The sequence below is a fragment of the Amycolatopsis sp. DG1A-15b genome (assembly GCF_030285645.1).
Taxonomy (GTDB): Bacteria; Actinomycetota; Actinomycetes; order Mycobacteriales; family Pseudonocardiaceae; genus Amycolatopsis.
Genome location: NZ_CP127296.1, coordinates 5,936,945 through 5,954,172, shown reverse-complemented (window position 1 = coordinate 5,954,172; position 17,228 = coordinate 5,936,945). Strand labels below are relative to the sequence as shown.

Annotated in this window: 20 protein-coding genes; 10 read left to right on the top strand and 10 right to left on the bottom strand. The window is 72.6% G+C overall.

The window, feature by feature from the left end:
• Nucleotides 1–64 precede the first annotated feature (64 nt).
• Nucleotides 65–760, top strand: a complete 696-nt coding sequence (locus QRY02_RS27220; protein ID WP_285985682.1) for a class I SAM-dependent methyltransferase — start codon at nt 65–67, stop codon at nt 758–760.
• Here QRY02_RS27220 and pgfA read toward each other — a convergent pair.
• Complete coding sequence (gene pgfA, locus QRY02_RS27215) at nt 757–1,827, bottom strand: cell envelope lipid trafficking protein PgfA (RefSeq protein ID WP_285985681.1); 1,071 nt, start codon at nt 1,825–1,827, stop codon at nt 757–759. The two genes, QRY02_RS27220 and pgfA, sit on opposite strands and share 4 nt — an antisense overlap.
• 271 nt (nt 1,828–2,098) lie before the next feature.
• On the opposite strand from pgfA, the gene QRY02_RS27210 reads away from it, so the two are divergent.
• Complete coding sequence (locus QRY02_RS27210; protein WP_285985680.1) at nt 2,099–2,596, top strand: hypothetical protein; 498 nt, start codon at nt 2,099–2,101, stop codon at nt 2,594–2,596.
• A 26-nt stretch (nt 2,597–2,622) separates the two neighbouring features.
• On the opposite strand, the gene QRY02_RS27205 is transcribed toward QRY02_RS27210, so the two are convergent.
• The 4 genes from QRY02_RS27205 to QRY02_RS27190 form a co-directional block, all read right to left on the bottom strand.
• Entirely contained in the window at nt 2,623–2,835 is a 213-nt protein-coding gene (locus tag QRY02_RS27205; RefSeq protein WP_285985679.1) for a helix-turn-helix domain-containing protein, read from the bottom strand.
• Nucleotides 2,835–3,314 carry a DUF2975 domain-containing protein gene (locus tag QRY02_RS27200; protein WP_285985678.1) on the bottom strand — a complete coding sequence of 160 codons (480 nt, stop codon included), beginning with the start codon at nt 3,312–3,314 and terminating at the stop codon, nt 2,835–2,837. Before QRY02_RS27200 ends, QRY02_RS27205 begins: the two co-directional genes overlap by 1 nt.
• 56 nt (nt 3,315–3,370) lie before the next feature.
• On the bottom strand, nt 3,371–4,549 hold the full coding sequence (locus QRY02_RS27195; protein WP_285985677.1) for a PucR family transcriptional regulator: 1,179 nt from the start codon (nt 4,547–4,549) through the stop codon (nt 3,371–3,373).
• A 95-nt stretch (nt 4,550–4,644) separates the two neighbouring features.
• Entirely contained in the window at nt 4,645–5,274 is a 630-nt protein-coding gene (locus tag QRY02_RS27190) for a class I SAM-dependent DNA methyltransferase (protein WP_285985676.1), read from the bottom strand.
• 42 nt (nt 5,275–5,316) lie between these two features.
• On the opposite strand from QRY02_RS27190, the gene QRY02_RS27185 reads away from it, so the two are divergent.
• Entirely contained in the window at nt 5,317–5,784 is a 468-nt protein-coding gene (locus tag QRY02_RS27185) for a nitroreductase family deazaflavin-dependent oxidoreductase (RefSeq protein WP_285993929.1), read from the top strand.
• Here the strand turns inward: QRY02_RS27185 and QRY02_RS27180 are convergent.
• A complete protein-coding gene (locus tag QRY02_RS27180) occupies nt 5,774–6,307 on the bottom strand; it encodes a GNAT family N-acetyltransferase (RefSeq protein ID WP_285985675.1) in 534 nt (177 codons plus the stop codon). The two genes, QRY02_RS27185 and QRY02_RS27180, sit on opposite strands and share 11 nt — an antisense overlap.
• 85 nt (nt 6,308–6,392) lie before the next feature.
• Between QRY02_RS27180 and QRY02_RS27175 the strand changes: the two genes are divergently transcribed.
• The 3 genes from QRY02_RS27175 (at nt 6,393) to QRY02_RS27165 (ending at nt 9,245) form a co-directional block, all read left to right on the top strand.
• A complete protein-coding gene (locus tag QRY02_RS27175; RefSeq protein ID WP_285985674.1) occupies nt 6,393–6,971 on the top strand; it encodes a YdeI/OmpD-associated family protein in 579 nt (192 codons plus the stop codon).
• Nucleotides 6,972–7,000: 29 nt separating this feature from the next.
• On the top strand, nt 7,001–7,162 hold the full coding sequence (locus tag QRY02_RS27170; RefSeq protein WP_285985673.1) for a hypothetical protein: 162 nt from the start codon (nt 7,001–7,003) through the stop codon (nt 7,160–7,162).
• Nucleotides 7,163–7,886: 724 nt separating this feature from the next.
• Nucleotides 7,887–9,245 (top strand): pyridoxal phosphate-dependent decarboxylase family protein, encoded by a 1,359-nt coding sequence (locus tag QRY02_RS27165; RefSeq protein WP_285993928.1) that lies wholly within the window; start codon nt 7,887–7,889, stop codon nt 9,243–9,245.
• Here QRY02_RS27165 and QRY02_RS27160 read toward each other — a convergent pair.
• The gene (locus tag QRY02_RS27160; protein WP_285985672.1) at nt 9,239–9,631 is read right to left on the bottom strand and encodes a hypothetical protein; all 393 of its coding nucleotides are present in this window, start codon (nt 9,629–9,631) and stop codon (nt 9,239–9,241) included. The genes QRY02_RS27165 and QRY02_RS27160 overlap by 7 nt on opposite strands.
• Before the next feature lie 152 nt (nt 9,632–9,783).
• On the opposite strand from QRY02_RS27160, the gene QRY02_RS27155 reads away from it, so the two are divergent.
• Nucleotides 9,784–10,977, top strand: coding sequence for a glycoside hydrolase family 18 protein (locus tag QRY02_RS27155; RefSeq protein WP_285985671.1), 1,194 nt, complete (start codon nt 9,784–9,786; stop codon nt 10,975–10,977).
• A 52-nt stretch (nt 10,978–11,029) separates the two neighbouring features.
• On the opposite strand, the gene QRY02_RS27150 is transcribed toward QRY02_RS27155, so the two are convergent.
• Entirely contained in the window at nt 11,030–12,193 is a 1,164-nt protein-coding gene (locus tag QRY02_RS27150; protein WP_285985670.1) for an MFS transporter, read from the bottom strand.
• A gap of 64 nt (nt 12,194–12,257) precedes the next feature.
• On the opposite strand from QRY02_RS27150, the gene QRY02_RS27145 reads away from it, so the two are divergent.
• Together QRY02_RS27145 and QRY02_RS27140 are read left to right on the top strand one after the other, a co-directional pair.
• Nucleotides 12,258–12,632 carry a MerR family transcriptional regulator gene (locus tag QRY02_RS27145; RefSeq protein ID WP_285985669.1) on the top strand — a complete coding sequence of 125 codons (375 nt, stop codon included), beginning with the start codon at nt 12,258–12,260 and terminating at the stop codon, nt 12,630–12,632.
• Nucleotides 12,629–13,453 (top strand): RIP homotypic interaction motif-containing protein, encoded by an 825-nt coding sequence (locus tag QRY02_RS27140; RefSeq protein ID WP_285985668.1) that lies wholly within the window; start codon nt 12,629–12,631, stop codon nt 13,451–13,453. Before QRY02_RS27145 ends, QRY02_RS27140 begins: the two co-directional genes overlap by 4 nt.
• A 1-nt stretch (nt 13,454) precedes the next feature.
• Here QRY02_RS27140 and QRY02_RS27135 read toward each other — a convergent pair whose 3' ends face one another.
• On the bottom strand, nt 13,455–13,880 hold the full coding sequence (locus QRY02_RS27135; protein ID WP_013229272.1) for a DUF5709 domain-containing protein: 426 nt from the start codon (nt 13,878–13,880) through the stop codon (nt 13,455–13,457).
• Nucleotides 13,881–13,938: 58 nt separating this feature from the next.
• Between QRY02_RS27135 and QRY02_RS27130 the strand changes: the two genes are divergently transcribed.
• Nucleotides 13,939–14,760, top strand: coding sequence for a cyclase family protein (locus QRY02_RS27130; protein WP_353067998.1), 822 nt, complete (start codon nt 13,939–13,941; stop codon nt 14,758–14,760).
• Here the strand turns inward: QRY02_RS27130 and QRY02_RS27125 are convergent.
• Nucleotides 14,753–17,089 (bottom strand): putative bifunctional diguanylate cyclase/phosphodiesterase, encoded by a 2,337-nt coding sequence (locus tag QRY02_RS27125; RefSeq protein ID WP_285985666.1) that lies wholly within the window; start codon nt 17,087–17,089, stop codon nt 14,753–14,755. The two genes, QRY02_RS27130 and QRY02_RS27125, sit on opposite strands and share 8 nt — an antisense overlap.
• Nucleotides 17,090–17,228: the final 139 nt, after the last annotated feature.

The window sequence follows — 17,228 nt, the reverse complement described above, 5'->3', positions numbered from 1 at the left end:
AATGGTAGGTAATCCGGTTCTCGTCGCGACGCCCCGGCCGCATCGCGCCACGCTCCGCCGCTCGGTGACCCTGTTCCGGACATTCCTCACCGAACAGACCGACCCGGACGGCTTCTATTCCGCGCTCGCCGCCGATTCGGTCCGGCAATTGGCGGCGCACGCTCCGCTGTCCGGACGCACGGTGCTCGACGTCGGCGGCGGCCCTGGCTACTTCTCCGAAGCCTTCCGCGCGGCCGGCGCGGTCTACCTCGGCCTGGACCCGGACGTCGGCGAGCTGTCCGCCCGCGGCGAGCCGGGGGAGAACATGATCCGCGCCAGCGGCACGGAACTGCCGGTACGCAGCGGTTCCGTGGACATCTGCTACTCGTCGAACGTGCTGGAGCACGTGGCCGAGCCGTGGGTCATGCTCGCCGAGATGTGCCGGGTGACCAAACCCGGCGGCACGGTCTTCGCGTCGTTCACGCCGTGGTATTCGCCGTGGGGTGGCCACGAGACGGCGCCGTGGCATTTCCTCGGCGGGTACTACGCCCGGCAGCGTTATGCGCGGAAACTCGGGAAGCAGCCGAAGAACAAATTCGGGGAAAGCCTGTTCCCGGTTTCGGTCGGCGCCGCGCTTCGCTGGGCGAAGGCGACGCCGCTCGCCGATTTCGTGGCCGGGTATCCGCGGTACCACCCGAGCTGGGCGATGTGGATCGTGCGGATCCCCGGCCTTCGCGAAATTGCGTCCTGGAATCTCGTTCTGGTCCTGCGGAAGGTTTAGCGGTCGGCGCCGACCGGCACCCGCTGCCGTCGCCGCGGCGGGGCCGGCGGGGCGGCCGGGCGCCGGCGGAACAGCAGGTAGGCCGCCACGAGGATCAGCACCCCGCCGCCGATGCCGAGCCAGAGCGGGCCGGTGCTCGACAGGAACTCCAGCTTGCCCTTGTTCTCGTCGATCTGGTCGACCATCTGCGCGATCGTCTTGCCGTTGTAGGCCAGCGTCCCGTCGAACACGACGGTGGGGTTGCCGGTGGTGGGCCGCAGTTCCTGGTGCTGCTGTTGCTGCTGCTTCACCTCGACGCCGGTGACCGGCTCCACCCACATCGTGTTGATCCCGCGGTAGTACAGGTCCGCGTCGACGCTGGAGTCGGCGACGCCGACGAGCGAGCCGGGCACCGACTTCGTCTCGAGCTTGGTGTCCGGGATGTTCTGGACGAACTTGTAGGTCTCGATCCCGTTCACCTCCTCGGTGCCGGTGTACCGGGCGGTGACGGCGGTGCCGGTGTTGTCGTCGTAGACCTGGTAGTCCTTCTGCTCGGTGCCGAAGGGGAACTTGAAGTTCAGGCCGGGCTGGGCCTTGTAGACGTTCTGCTCCGGCGGCTTGTCGCCGTCCTTGTCGGCCTTGTCCTTGAGCTGCGTGACGTAGCTGCTTTCCTTGGTGCACTTGGGGTCGGCGTCCCCGCGCGGGTCGTAGCCCTCGGAGGTGCGCCGGTCGAAGCAGACCTGCCGCTTGCTCGCGGTGAGCACCGTGCCGTCCTCGTCGTCCTTGACCTGCACCGCGAGCAGCCAGACCGCGTAGTCGGTGCCTTCGTGCATCTCGGGCCGGGCGAAGTTCGCCTGCACGTGGCCGGTCGCGGTCAGCTTCCGGTTCTCCCGGATCTCGGTGACCGGGCCGGCGCCCTTGTCGGTCACGGCAAGGACCTTGCTCGCGGTGCCTTCCAGCACCGACGTCGAATCCTGGTCGAGCGGCACCTTGGCGAGCTTCGGGTAGACGTAGGCCGGCAACAGCACCGCCCCGGCGACCGCGAAGACCCCCAGCGCCAGCAAGATCAGGCCCAAAGCTCGTCGCAACGGTCCTCCTGGGTCGTACTCGGGACACCCAAATTACCCGGCGGTAATCAGGTGCACGGATAGTGGCCCGCGCCACGTCGCGCGTCAAAGTGTGACCCGCGGTCACAGCTGTCCGGGGCGACCGGAAGGGCGCACGGACGCGGCCGTTCGGACCAATCGGCCAAAGATGTTTGTTCCCGGGCACAACGGGCCCGGCCGCACCATCGGACGATCCCCCTGCCGCCGCGCCGGATCGCGAAGGAGAACTCCCCTTTTGCCCCAGGACCCATCGATGGTCGCCATCGCGGCGACCGCGCGCTGGCGGGCCCGGATCGTGGCGGCCGCCGCCAGTGCGGGGATCAGCATCGCCGACCCCCAGGCGGGCGTGCCCGGCATCCGGGTGCTGACGTGCGCCTCGGGCGACCTCGGAGCGATCGTGCCCCGCCTGGCCCGCGACACCGACCCGCCCCGCCCGGCGATCGGCGCCCATTCGGACTCGATCGCCGACCGCGAGCTGCGCGACGCGGTGGCGGACGTCGCGGCCCTGCTTTCGTTGCACGGCAACGTGGTCCTCGACCTCGACGCGGGCGGCCGCCGGCATCGCTCCGCCCGCCCGGACGTGGTGGTTTCGGCCGGTGTGGACCGTCCGCACTGGACGGAACCGGCGGTCACCCTCCCGGTCGGGACGGATCGCCGCGGCGGCCCGCTCACGGTGGCGCTGACGGCAGGCCCGGGCTTCGAGGGAACGCTGCTGGAGCTGGCCCGCTTGGTCGACACCGACGCGGCTTAGCGCCGCCCGCAGCCCGCTGACCTGGGTCAAGCCTCGTCTTCGATCCACTCGAGCAGGTCGCCGGGCTGGCAGCCGAGCACCCGGCACATCGCTTCCAGGGTGCTGAAGCGCACGGCCTTGGCGCGCCCGTTCTTCAGCACGGCGACGTTGGCCGGCGTGAGCCCGACCTTCTCGGCGAACTCCCCGACGCTCATCTTGCGCTTGGCCAGTTCGACGTCGATGCGCACGACGATCGGCATCAGATGACCGCTTCCATGTCGGACCGGAGCGCGGTGGCCTGCCGCAGCAGGGCGCGCATGACCACCATCAGCAGGCCGATCACGGTGATCGCCACGGTCACCAGGAACAGCAGCATCGGCATTCCCGGGTCGTCCGCGTTGAGGCCGACGAAGAGCAGCATCCCGGCGACCACCAGCCACGCGGCGGCCACGGCCCAGACGATCGCGTCGACCCACTTCAGGGACGCGGTGGTGAAGATCCGGTCCTTCTTGACCAGCGTCAGCAGCTTCCAGGTCGCGACGACCACCACCTGGACGCACAGCACCAGGAAGACCGCGATGGCGGTCAGCGGCCACCGCAACGGAGCGTCGTGCGGGTTCTGCTGCGCGTGGTAGGCGATGCTGCCCGGCAGCGAGAGCGTCTGGAACACGACGAGGACGCCGAACAGCACCACGAGGAAGACTCTGAGCGCGGCAACGGCCCACTTCTCGGTAACCATGCGCCGACTATCGCGCTATGTCTATCGAAAGTCAATCGGTAGTGATCGAAATACGATCACTCCGGCTCGGGCTCGATGCGCACCGACTCCAGCGCGACGTACAGCTCGCCGATGTCGACCGGGTCGGTGAGGTCGCGTTTGGTCAGCTCCTGCACGCGGCGCAGCCGGTACCGGACCGTGTTGGGGTGCACGAACAACCGGTCCGCGGCCTCTTTCGCCGAGCCGTGGCCGGCGAACCACGCCAGCAGCGTGTCGAGCAGGACCTTGCGCTCCGCGGCCGGCAGCGTGAGCACCCCGGCCAGGGCCGACCGGACGACGTCACGGGCCATCCCGGGCGCGGCCGCGACCAGCGTCGTCACCGGCGAGTCGCCGAACACCACGACGCCGGCCGTCCCCGCCGGCAGCGAGCGGCGGGCGATCCGGGCCCGGTGCAGGGCGTCGGGGACGTCGGGGAACCCGGTGAACGGCTTGCTCATCCCGGCCGCCACGGGCAGGGAACCGAGCACTTCGCGCAGCCGCCGGACGTCCTCGATCCGGTCGATCGCGACCAGGCCCGCCTCGCCGCCGGGCCGCCACGCCGACCGCCAGCGCCGCGCCCGCAGCAGTGCGTCGACGGAGTCGTGCTCGTCCGGCTCGACGCGCTCGGTGACCACGGCGACGAACATGCCCGCGGTCGGCAGGCCCAGCTCGCGGGCCGCGGCCTCCATGTCCGCCTGGCCGGCGAGCCGGCCGCGCAGCAGGTCGTCCAGCAGCCGCGCGTTCGCGTGCGACGGCTCGGCCGCGACCTCCTCGTACGCCGTGGTCAGCGCGTCGGAGTAGAGGTCGATCGCCTTCCAGACGTAGGAGTTGATCTCGATCGTCCGGGTCGGGTTGAGGAACTCCGGGCCGGCGAGCTCGAGGAGTCCTTCGTAGACGAAGGTGCCGCCGATCCGGAACGCGCGCAGCACCGCGGGCAGCGGGATGCCCTGGCGCGCCTGGGTGAGCCCGGTCTTGCGGGCGGCGTCGAGGGCGAGGCCGTGGCCTTCGGCCAGCGCCGTCAGCGCGCGCTCGAGGTTGGCCCGGCAGACCTGCCGCAGTTCGCCGGGGGCGACGTCCTCGACCTGGCGGTAGAACTCGTCCTGCTCACTGAGCAGCCGGGCCAGGCGATCGGCGAACTCGGGGAGCCTGGCCAGCATCTCGCGCAGCAGCTCGCGGTGCTCGCGAGGTACCGGCCTGGCCAGAGCTTCGATGCCCATCCCTCACTTTAGCTCGGGTCCGCCGCGCGGGACATGCACGAACTTGAGCAAAATTCATGTCCGTCGGGTGCTCGACGTCGTGCGGGCTCGCCGGCTCAGGCCGGTTTGCGTGCGGTCAGGTAGACGTGCGGCTCGGGGCCGGCGTCCGGGTGGTCGGGGACGAACTCGGCCTCGTCCTCGTGGACGATTTCGAGGCCCGCCGCCCGCAGCCGCTCCTTGAGGGGACCGGCGGCGAAACTGTACGCGCGGACCGGGTGGCCCATGAAGACGAGGTCGACTCCGTCGACGTCGGCGGGCACGGTGGCGAAGACGAGCAGGCCGCCGGGCTTCAGCCAGGCCGCGAGGCGGCCGATCATGGTTTCCTGCTCGGCCCGGGGGAGCTGCAGCATCGAGAAGAAGGCCGTGATCGCGTCCCAGGTGCCGTCCGGGAAGGACAGTTCGCGCATGTCCCCGAGTTCGAACCGGGCGGCGGGCACCTGGCTCCGCGCGATCTCGGCCATCTTCGGGGCCACGTCGTAGCCGGTGACGTCGTGGCCGGCGGCGACCAGCAGTTCCGCGGTCGGCCGCCCGGTGCCGGCACCGAGGTCGAGCACCTTCGCCTCCGGCGGCAGGGCGGCGAGCAGGTCGGTGATCGCGGCGCGCTGGGCGGTCGCGGTGCGGAAAGCGTGTTCGTAGTCCGTGCCGAGCGCGTCGAAGACCTCGGCGGCGGTTTCGGGGCGGGTCATGCTCGCCCACCCTGCCAGACCTAGGATCTCGTCGTGGCCGGTTTGCGGGGAGTCTTCGCCGGGTTCGGCAAGAGCCGGGCGTTCGCGGTGCTGGGGCGGGCGCTCGTGCCCGCCGACCGGGTGCTGCTGCGGATCAGCGGTGGCCGGGTCGGCGTCGGCGCGGCGGTCGGGCTGCGGACGCTGCTGCTCACGACGATCGGGCGGCGCAGCGGCGAGCCGCGGCAGGTGCCGCTGCTCTACGTCGAGCGGGCCGGCGGGTACGTCGTGATCGGCTCGAACTGGGGCGGCGAGGCCCACCCGGCCTGGTCGGCGAACCTGCTGGCGCAGCCGAAGGCGACGATCGGTGTGCACGGGCGCACCATCGACGTCACCGGACGGCTCCTGACCGGGGACGAGCGCCAGGAGATGTGGGACGCGGTGGCGGGGTACTGGCCCGCGTACGACCGTTACGCCGTGCGGGCCGGGCACCGCGAAATCCGCGTCTTCCTGCTGGAGCCGGTCAGCCGATGAGGTCGGTGTGCCGGATCCGGTACACCTGCAGCCGCAGGTTGTAGTACTTGTCGGTCTCGCCGACCCACTGCATGCCGAGCCGCTTGGCGACCGCGATCGCCCGCGTGTTGTTCGGCCGCGCGACGGCGAACAGCTCTTCGGTGTCCTGGGTGAAGGCCCACTCGATCAACGCGGTGGCCGCCTCGGACGCGTACCCCTTGCCCCAGACGCCGGGGCTGAGCTGCCAGCTCAGTTCGAGGTCCTCTTCGAACGGCGGCAGCAGCCGGATGCCGAGGCCGCCGATCACCGCGCCGTCTTCCTTGCGCTCGATGGCCCACCGGCCCCGCGGTGGCGGCAGGTTCGGCTGGGTTTCCTGCCAGGCGTGCAGGACCGCGCGCATCGCGCCGATGTCGCCGACGCGGTCCATGGCCGGGGTCAGCCAGTGCGTGACGTCTTCCGCGCCGTAGATCTCGAACGCGGCTTCGGCGTCGTCCACCGTCCAGTCCCGGATCACGAGCCGGTCGGTGCTCAACGGGGTCTCCATACCAGGACGCTACGCCGGGAGGCCGCCGATTGTTCCCGCCCGAAAGTGCTCAGAAGATGAGCACTTCACCCCGGACGATGAGGGCATGGAGAAGATCGAAGGGGCACTGGAGGTTTCGTCGGCCGCGGAGTGGCGGGCATGGCTGGCGGCACCGGGCGAGACGTCGGTGTGGCTGGTGATCCGGCGCAAGGGGAGCGCGGTGCCGGGGGTGCGGATCCACGAGGCGATGGAGCAGGCGCTGTGTTTCGGGTGGATCGACAGCAAGGCACTGCGGCGCGACGCCGAGAGCACCTACCTGTGTTTCACGCCGCGCAAGCCGGGGAGTACGTGGAGCCGGGTGAACCGGGAGCGGATTTCGCGGCTGACCGCGGCGGGCCTGATGGCTCCGGCCGGGCAGGCGATGGTGGACCTCGCGCGGCGGACCGGGACCTGGGACGTGCTCGCCGAGGCACAGGACGGCGTGGTGCCGGCGGATCTGCGGGGTGCCTTCGCGGCGGAGGCCACGGCTCGGCGGTGCTTCGAGGCGTTTCCGCCTTCGTCGCGGCGGTTGATTTTGGAGTGGATCGCAAAGGCCAAGCGCCCGGAGACCAGGCGACGCCGCATCGCGACGACGGTCGAGCTGGCCCGGGAGAACCGCCGGGCCGCTCATCCGAAGGCGGCTTAGCGGGTCGGTGGGTGCCGGATCGTGGGCCGGTGGACTGGTGGCCGCGCGGCGGCCCGGCTGGGCTGGGCCGCGCGGCGGCCGGCGCGGCCCAGCTGGGCTGGGCCGCGCGGCGGCCGGCGGGTCGGGCCGAGCCGGGCCGGGCGGGCCCGGCCCAGCCCGGTGGGGCTGCGCTGGGCGGGGTCGCCGGGTAGGGCAGGGGCCGCCGGGCCACGCTGGCCGCCGGGCAGGGTTGCCGAGCCGAGTGGCGGCTGGCGAACCGTGCCGCTGAGCTGAGCTGGGCCGCCGAGCTGAACCGGGCCGAGCGAGCGGGGCCGAGCCGAGCGGGGCCGGGCTGGGCTGGGCGGGGCCGCCGGGCCAGGCTGGCCGCCGGGGAGGGCTGCCAAGCCGCGCGGCGGCCGGCGAACCGGGCCGCCAAACTGAGCTGGGCCGCCGAGCCGAGCGGGGTTGACCGAGCTGGGCAGGCCCGGCCAAGCCGGGCCGCCGGGCCGAGTCCGGCTGAGCCGGGCAGGACCGTCGAGCCAAGCCTCGCGGCGGCCGGCGAACGGCTGCCAAGCCGGGCCGGGCCGGGCCGGGCCGGGCCGGGCCGCCGAGCCCAGCCCAGCCCAGCCGGGTCAGTCAAGCCGGGCCGCGCCGGGCTGGGGCAGCCGAGCCGAGCCCGGCCGCGCCGAGCCAGGCAACCCGGGCTGGGCCGGGCCCAGCGGGACTGACCGAGCCAAGCCGGCCCGCCGAGCCGAGGCCAGCCGGGTCGAGCCAAGCCGAGTCAAGCCGCGCGGCGGCCGGCGAACCGGCTGCCAAGCCGGGCCGGGCCGCCGAACCGGGCCGAGCCCAGTCCAGCCCAGCCAAGCCAAGCCAAGCCAAGCCGGGAATTGTGCCGCTCGTCCACCGAACCCGGCCTACAGTCGGGCCGTGGACGACATGCACTCCCTCCTGGCCCGCGCCGCCGAACTCGCCGCCGATTTCCGCGGCACCCTCGCGGATCGGCCCGTTGCCCCACCCGTCGACCACGCCGCCCTGCGGTCCGCCTTCGGCGGCCCGCTCCCCGCTCACCCCACGCCACCGTCCGAAGTGCTCGAACAGCTCGCCCGGGCCGCCGGGCCCGGGCTCGTCGCCACCGCCGGGCCGCGGTTCTTCGGGTTCGTCATCGGCGGTGCCCTCCCGGCCGCCACCGCCGCCGACGTCCTCGCCGCCGGTTGGGACCAGAACGGCTTCAACGCCGTCCTTTCGCCCGCCGCGGCCGCCGCCGAAGAGGTGGCCGGCGGATGGCTCAAGGAACTGCTCGGCCTTCCCGCCGGGGCCTCCACCGGGTTCGTCACCGGCGGGCAGGCCGCGAACACCGCCGGCCTCGCCGCCGCCCGGCACCACGTGCTCGCCGAAGCCGGGTGGGACGTCGAACGCGACGGGCTCGCCGGTGCCCCGCGCGTCCGCGTCGTCGCCAGTGAAGAACGGCATGCCACCGTCGATCGCGCCCTGCGGCTGCTCGGCTTCGGCACCCGGGTCGTCGAACCGGTCAAAGCCGGTCCGCAGGGCGCCATTGACGTCGAAGACCTCCGAAGGGTGTGCGCGGCCGGGACCGGGCCACTGATCGTCTGCCTGCAGGCGGGCAACGTGAACACCGGCGCGTGCGACGACCTGCGCGCCGCCCGGGAAGCCGCGGGCGGCGCCTGGATCCACGTCGACGGTGCCTTCGGGCTGTGGGCCGCCGCCAATCCGGAAACCCGCGGACTCCTCGACGGCGTCGAACTCGCCGATTCCTGGGCCTGCGACGGGCACAAGTGGCTGAACGTGCCGTACGACTCGGGCTTCGTCTTCTGCGCCCGCCCGGACGTCCACGCCGCGGCGATCGCCTACCGGGCCGCCTACCTCACCGGCGCCGGCGAGGTGTCCGGCATGGGCGACCTGACCTTGGAGTCGTCGCGCCGCGCCCGCGGCTTCGCGGTCTGGGCGGCGGTGCGCGAGCTGGGCCGCGACGGCGTCGCCGAGCTCGTCGGCCGCTGCTGCCGGCTGGCCCGCCGCTTCGCCGGGAAACTCGCCGACGGCGGTGCCGAGATCGCCAACGACGTCGTCCTCAACCAGGTTCTCGTGTCCTTCGGCGGGGACACCGACGCACTCATCCGGAAGGTCCAGGACGACGGCACCTGCTGGCTGGGCGGCACCACCTGGCGCGGCCGCCGGTACCTGCGGATCTCGGTGTCCGGCTGGTCGACGACGGAAGCCGACGTCGACCGCAGTGCCGCGGCGATCCTGCGCCTGGCCGGTCAATGCGCCGGTCAGTGACCTTCGCGCACCGAGAGCGAGTCCGTCCGCCAGGCGATTTCCTTCTCGCCGCCCGTCGGCCAGCTCGACGACAGCCGGCGGCGGACGCTGCCCAGCGCGCCCAGCTCGGCCAGGTCGACGCGGGGGCCCTGCGCCGCCAGCGTGGACACCTCGGCGGTGGTGAGCGGGACGAAGTCGAAGTACTGCGCGTCTTCGCCACCGGAGGAGTCGACGAACTCGGTGAAGATCGCGGCGAACGTCTGGCCGCACTCCGGGCACCGGCGCAGCGAGATGCTGAAGTGTGACCGCTCGACGAGGCGATGGGTCTTGTTCAGCCGGGTCGTGCAGAACGCCAGCGCGGTCAGGGCGTCTTCGCCGGAACAGCGGGCGCAGCCGAACTCGGTCATCCGCCGATCATCGCACGCGTGAATCCGGACCCGGCTGCGGAGGTACACCGAAACCCGCTGACCACACGATTCCCTCTGGTCCGCAGTGGTCTGGACCTGTTAGCCTCGGCACGTCCGCCTGTCCGGCCGGTGAGGAGAATCCCGTGCTCCGCATGAGAAAACGCATCGCCCTCGTCGCGCTCGCCCTCGCCGGTGCCTCGGTCGTCGCGCCGCCCGCGGAGGCCGGGCAGGCTCAGAGCAAGGTGATGGCCTACTTCGCCGACTGGGACGTCTACGCCCGCGGCTACCACGTCAAGGACATCGAGACGTCCGGGTCGGCCGCGAAATTGACCCACGTCAACTACGCGTTCGGCAACGTGACCGGCGGCGGCTGCGCGGTCGGCGACCCGTGGGCCGACCACGACATGCCCTACGACGCCGCCACGAGCGTCAGCGGCCAGGCCGACAGCACCGAACCGGGGGCGCTGCACGGCAGCTTCAACCAGCTCCGCCAGCTCAAGAAGCTGCACCCGAAGCTCAAGCTGCTGTGGTCGTTCGGCGGCTGGACCTGGTCGGCGGGGTTCACCGAGGCGGCGAAGAACCCGGCCGCGTTCGCGGAATCCTGCTACAACCTGGTCAACGACCCGCGCTGGGCGGGCGTCTTCGACGGCATCGACGTCGACTGGGAGTACCCGAACGCCTGCGGCAGCACCTGCGACACGAGCGGGCCGAAGGCGTTCACCGGGCTGGTCAAGGCGCTGCGCGCGAAGTTCGGGCGCCAGCTGGTGACCGCCGCGATCACCGCGGACGGCTCGAAGGACGGCAAGATCGACGCCACCGAGTACGGCGCCGCGAGCCGGTACCTCGACTGGTACAACGTGATGACCTACGACTACTTCGTCGCCGGCGCGAGTCCGAACGGGCCGACCGCGCCGCACTCGCCGCTGCGCGCCTACCCGGGCCTCCCGACCGCCGGGTTCTACGCCGACGCGGCCGTCCAGAAGCTGCGCCGCCAAGGCGTGCCGTCGTCGAAGATGTTGCTGGGCCTCGGGTTCTACGGTCGGGGCTGGGACGGTGTCACGCAGAAGCAGCCGGGCGGCACGGCCACCGGCCCGGCGCCCGGCACCTACGAAGCGGGTGTCGAGGACTACAAGGTCCTCAAGACCAAGTGCCCGGCCGACGGCCGCGTCGCGGGCACGGCGTACGCGAAGTGCGGTTCGCAGTGGTGGAGCTACGACACGCCCGAGACGGCGTCGGCCAAGGCCGGTTACGCGAAGTCGCAGGGCCTCGGCGGCGTGTTCGCCTGGGAGCTGTCCGGTGACACGGCGAACGCCGAGCTGCTGCGGGCCATCGCGGGCCGCTGCTGAACCCCCGAGCTGGAGGGCCCGGGCGCGAGCCGCGTCCGGGCCCTTCGTCCACTTAGGAGCGAGCGGGAAACCCGTGCCGCCGGGCGCCGAGCACCACGGCGAGCACCGGCAGCAGGAGCACGAGCAGCGTCCACGGGAACGCCGCCGGCCCGGCGGCGTCGAGCAGGACCCCGCCGGCCACCCCGCCCGCGGCCATCGCGGCGTTCCACAGCGTGACGAGCATGGCCTGCGCGTTGTCCGCCGCTTCGCCGCCGGCGTTCCCGGCCGCCGTCTGCAGCAGTGTCGGGACGCCGCCCCAGCCGAGTCCCCACAGCGCCACGGCGACGTAGACCAGCGCCGGGCTGCCGGCGAACACCGCCAGCAGCGTCGCGGCCACCGCGACGCCGACGGTGCTGAGCACCATCAGCGTCCGCAGCGCCCGGTCGATCCGGGCGCCGACGACGCCGATGCCTGCCATCGACGCGACCCCGAAGACCAGCAGGACCACGTCCACCGCGCCACCCATCCCGGCGTGCCCGAGGAAGGCGGCGACGTAGGTGTAGAGCACGGTGTGCGCCAGCACGAACACGAGCGTCACGGCGAGCACGGGCAGGACACCGGGGACGGCGAGCGTGCGCAGGACCGGTGCCCGGCCGGCCGGCTGCCCCGGCTGGTCCGGAACCGCCGTCGCGATCCAGGCGAGCAGCAGGACCGCGATCGCCGACATCACGCCGAACGCCCAGCGCCAGCCGAGCAAGCCGCCGAGGAACGTCCCGGCCGGGATGCCGAGCGACAGCGCCAGCGGGATGCCGGCCATCACGATCGCGATGGCTTTGCCCTGGTGGTCCGGGACGAGCCGGCGCGCGAAGCCGGCGAGCAGCGCCCAGACGACGCCCGCGGCCACCCCGGCGACGAAGCGCGCCACCATCGTCAGCGCGTAGTCCGGGGACAGCGTCGTGACGGTGTTGGCCACGGCGAACCCGGCGACCCCGGTGAGCAGCAAGCGTTTGCGGGACCAGGTCGCGGTGGCGGCGGACAGCGGGATCGCGGTGAGCGCGGTGCCGAGCGCGTAGATCGTCACGGCCTGGCCGGCCGCGGACTCGCCGACGCCGAGGCCGGCGCTCATCCCAGGCAGCACGCCGGCGGGCAGCGCCTCGGTGAGCACGGTGACGAACGCGGCGGTGGTCAGGGCGAGCAGGGCGGCCAGGGGCAGCGCGCGGGTGCGGAGGTCCGTCATGCCGCTATGCTCGAACCCTCACATTGATGTGAAGGTCTACCCCGGCGAATGTGAGGTGGCACACATGCGGATCGGCGAGCTCGCGGAGCGCACGGGCACGTCCCGCCGGCTCCTCCGGTACTACGAGGAACAGGGCCTGATCATCGCCGGCCGCGGCCCGAACGGCTACCGCGATTACGACGAGCCGTCGGTCGACCGGGTGATCCAGGTCCGCGGCCTGCTCGACGCCGGCCTGCCGACCCGGATCATCAAGCAGATCCTGCCCTGTCTGGACAAACCCCGGACGATCTACTTCCCGGACGCGACGCCGGAGATGATCGCGACGCTGGAGGCGGAGCGCGACCGGATGACCAGGCGAGCGGAATGCCTGCTGCGCAACCGCGACGCGATCGGCGAGTACCTGGCCGCGGTCCGCGAGTACGACCCGGCCGGCCGATGACGGACGACGGCCCCGGCGGCGACTGGATCCTGGAACCGGTGCCCTGGCGGGAGATCGCCGCCTCGGTGGCGGACGCGGACGAGCCGCTGATCGGCGCGTCGTGGCGGGGCACTCCGGTCGCCGTCGTCGCGCCGAAGGTGATCGAGGAGTGGGCCGCGGCGACGCGGGCCGCGTTCTTCCCCACCGCGAACCGCAACGCGCAGGTCGTCGACGTCCCGGCGACGCTCGAAGCCGAGGGCGTCACCGGCCTGCTGCCGCCGAACGCGCTCGTCGTCAAGAACTGCGCGGGGATCCAGCTGGGCAACGGGAACTCCCAGACGAACATCCACAGGTTCCGGGTCGAGGACGTCCGGATCACCCTCGACAAGAGCCTGGCCCGCAAGCTCGCGGCCGGGGTGGTGCAGGTGGGACTTCAGCCACCAGCGCAACGTCCTCCGGCACGTGGTCACGGGCCCGGAGATCCCGCTCGGCGACGTCGGCCGCGCGGTGGTGGACAGGCTCCGCGAGGGCGAGCTCGACGCGGCCGGGCGGGAACTGCACAAGGTGGTGGTGAAGTCCAGCGCGCGCACGTCGACGTGCTCGCGGATCTTCTGCTCGTTGCCCTCGCCGTACGCCGAAGTGATCGTGTCCTCGAGCTCCCCGCCGAGGCGGTGGAGCCCGCGCTGCCCGCGGTCGCCCATGACGAACCGGTGGACCTCGAGCCGCCGGAGCCCACCGAGCCGCCCGTGCCGCCATCTCCGCCACCGGCCGTCAAGCCACCAGCGCCGCCACCGGCCGTCGAGCCGCCCGGACCCGGCCGTCCCTTCCGGAGCTTCTTCTAGCTCACCAGCGGCGGGACGGGTCGATCACGTGGACGGCCGCTTCCTCCGCCGAAGCCGCGCCGCCGTCGATGCCGGCGTCCGAGGCGTACAGCTCTTCGTCGCTGTCTTCGCCGAAGCCTTCGTCCGTCGCGACCAGGCGGCCCGCGCGGACGTCGCCGACCTCGTCGTCGACCAGCTCGCCGTCGGTGTCCTCGGTGTCGCCCAGTCCGTCGTCGTCGAGGTCGTCGGCCAGGTCGGGGACCTCGCGGGCGAGCCGGCCCGCCCAGCTTTCGCCCTCCGCCGTCTCGTGCGCGGTGGTGCCCCAGCCTTCGGTCGCCTGGGCGCGTTCCGGCGGTGAATAACCCTCCGCCAGCTCGTCGCGGTCGTCCAAAGTGTCCTCGGGGTCGAGGATGCCGTTGTCGGCGTTGTCTTCGATGTCGTCGTCCACGGCCCCCATCTTCGCGCAACTCGTTGGCCGCGCCCAGCCCGGGTGATATGACGGTGTCATGCCGATGAGACGCAAGGTGCTCGCCGCGGGACTGGCCGGGGTGTTCGGCGCCGCGCTGTCCGGACGGACGGCCCAGGCCGCGGAAGCCGCGCCGCCCGTGCGGCTGGACCAGCTGAACCTGGTCAACCTGTCGCACGTCAACGACCCCGCCACGACCAACGTCTTCCCCGGGGACCCGGCCTTCGAGCTGAAGACCATCGCCACGATCCCCGACGACGGCTATCACCTGCAGTTCGTCCGCGAAGGCGAGCACACCGGGACGCACTGGGGCGCGCCCGGGCACTTCAACGCCGGGGAGCCGCTCGCCGACGACATGGACCCGGCCGACCTGTTCCGGCCCGCCGTGAAGATCGACGTGCGGGCGAAGGCCGCGGCGAACCCGGACTACGCCGTCACGGTCGACGACCTCAAGGCGTGGGAGAAGCGCCACGGCCGGATCCCGGACGAGTCCGTGGTCGTGCTGTGGACCGGCTGGGACGCCAAGTGGGGCACCCCGGCCTTCCCGAACACCGGCGCGGACGGCGTGCTGCACCAGCCGGGGTTCTCGATCCCCGCGGTGCAGTGGCTGATCGACACCGGGCGCCTGGGCCGCCGCGGCGGAACGGGGACCGACACGTTCAGCCCGGACGTCGGCACCGACGAGACGTACACGGTGTCCAAGCTGGTCTACCGCCGGCACCGGATCAGCCTGGAGATCCTGGCGAACCTGAAGGCCCTGCCGACGACGGGCGCGTGGGTCCTGGCGGGCGGCCCGATCAACCGCAACGGCGCGGGCTCCACGGCGACGATCTTCGGCATGCTCCCACCGGGCGTCAGCTGACGCGCTCGGGCGAGGCCGCGCCGGGCCAGCCTGCCGAAAGCGTCGAGAGCCGCAGTGAAGCCAGCCCGGCCGGGCGGCCGAAGCGGTAGCCCTGGGCCGTCGGGCAGCCCGCGCGGGTGACCAGTTCGGCCTGCTCGGCCGTCTCGATGCCCTCCGCGACCACCGCCACCTCCAGGTCCGCGCACAGCCCGACCAGCGACCGGCACAGCGCCGCGTCGCGGTCCGGGCGGACACCCGTCGTCAGCGCGCGGTCCAGCTTGATCAGGTCGACCGGCAGCGCGTGCAGCACCGTCAGCGAGCTGTACCCCGCGCCGAAGTCGTCGAGCGCCACCCGCACGCCCAGGTCCTGCAGGCGGCGGATCGCGGCCGCGCCCGCCGCCAGGTCCGGCACCGGCACCGTCTCGGTGATCTCGACGATCAGGCGTTCGGCAGGCAGGCCGTACCGGTCCAGCGCGGACTCGACGCTCTGCTCCAGCGCGGCGGCCCCGAGCCGGCTCGCGCACACGTTGACGTGCACGGTGAGGTCGATCCCGGCCGCGGTGATCTCGCGGCAGGCCAGGTCCAGCACCAGCGCGTCCAGTTCCGCGCCGAGACCGGCGCCTTCCGCGGCGCGGACGAACGTCTCGGGTGACACCGCGGTGCCGTCCCGCGCGGTCCAGCGGGCCAGCGCCTCCACCGCCACCGGCTGCTCGTCGGCCAGCCGGACGATCGGCTGGTACACCAGGGCGAAGCCGTCCGGGAGACCACCGCCCGCGCGGCGCAGTGCCGAGGGGAAGTCGGGCGGCCCGTCCGGCGACGGGTGGTACACGACCGTCGTGTCCTTGCCGAGCCGCTTGCCCGCGTACATCGACGTGTCCGCGCGGCCCAGCAGCACGTCGGCGGTGATCGCCGGCTCGGCCGGGTCCGGCACCACCAGGCCCATGCTCGCGCGGACCGGCACCAGCGTGCCGTGCACCGCGAACGGCCGCCGCAGCGCGCTCTGGATCCGGTCGGCGACGGCCTGCGGGGCGTCGACCTCGCCTTCCAGCAGGATCGCGAATTCGTCACCGCCCAGGCGGGCGACGGTGTCGCCCGCGCGCACGCAGCTCAGCAGCCGCTGGGCGACCGCGTGCAGCAGGACGTCCCCGCCCGCGTGCCCGAACCGGTCGTTGACCTCCTTGAAGTCGTCGAGGTCGACGAAGATCAGCACGAGCGGCCCGTGCCCGCCTTCCGCGCCCTGCTCGACGGCCCGGTCCAGCCGGTCGGCGAACAGCGCGCGGTTGGCCAGCCCGGTCAGCGGGTCGTGGTAGGCCTGGTGGGTCAGCTGCAGCTGGCCCTCGTACACCCGGCGCAGCAGCAACCGGTTGTCCAGCAAGGAAAGCAGCTGCCGGGCCAGCACCAGGAACACCACGAGCGCGCCGACGAACACCTCGACGCCGTCCGGGCCGGCCCCGGCCACGATCTGCACGGTGATCAGCAGCGCGACCGCGGTGACCGGCAGGTACGGCAGCGCCACCTGCCACCAGTCGACGCCGAGCGGCTGGCCCGCGTCGTCACGCCGCCGCGTGCCGGGCGTGACCAGCAGGGCGAAAGCGATGAACAGCGGGCCGAGCACGAACCCCGCGTCCGACCACGGCTTCATGCTTTCCGCGCCGATGCTGACCAGGTAGGCGAACACGCTGTCCGAGCAGGCCAGCGCGACGATCCCGACGGCGGCCAGCAGCAGGTTCGCGCGGTACGGGCGGTCTACCCGGTCGAAGACCACCAGCAGCACGGCGACGACCACGACCACCAGGTCCGTCAGCGGGTAGGCGATGGCGACGGCCCAGGTCAGCGAGTCCGGCCCGGTGGCCCGGACCACCTGCCCGAGTGCCGCGGTCCAGGTGAGGATGAACAGCGAGCCGGTGACGACGAGCCCGTCGAGCACCACCGCGACACCGAACCACTGGGCCGGCTGCCAGCGTTCGCGCTCCGGCCGGGACCGCGCGTGCGCGAGGACGAAGAGGGCGGCGAGGGCGAACACCGGGAAGCTCAGGTACCCGAGGTCGGCCAGTGACGGCGACGGCAGCCCGCGGCCGTCGATCAGCTGGTACCAGGACCAGACGCACTGGCCGAGCGACCAGCCGGTCATGCCGAGCGCGACCAGCACCCGCCACCACCGCTGGTGCGCGCGGACCCGGCGCGCGACGACGACCCCGCAGACCACCCCGGCGAGCCCGGCGCTCAGCTGCATGGCGTCGTCGACCCAGAGGGCGAAAGTGTCGCCCCAGAAGGCGAAGCCGTTGACCACGACCAGGGCCGCCACGACGAAGACGAGCAGGATGGCGACTGGGTACCGCCGCACTGTCATGGCACCTCACGCGGTCACGCACGCCGGTAGGACCGGCAAACACTACACCGGGTGTGATCACGCACAAGCGCACCGGCACCGCCGCCGGGGGACGGCACTTGCGCCTACGCCGGGCTGCGTACGCGGGTACGGTCGGCGT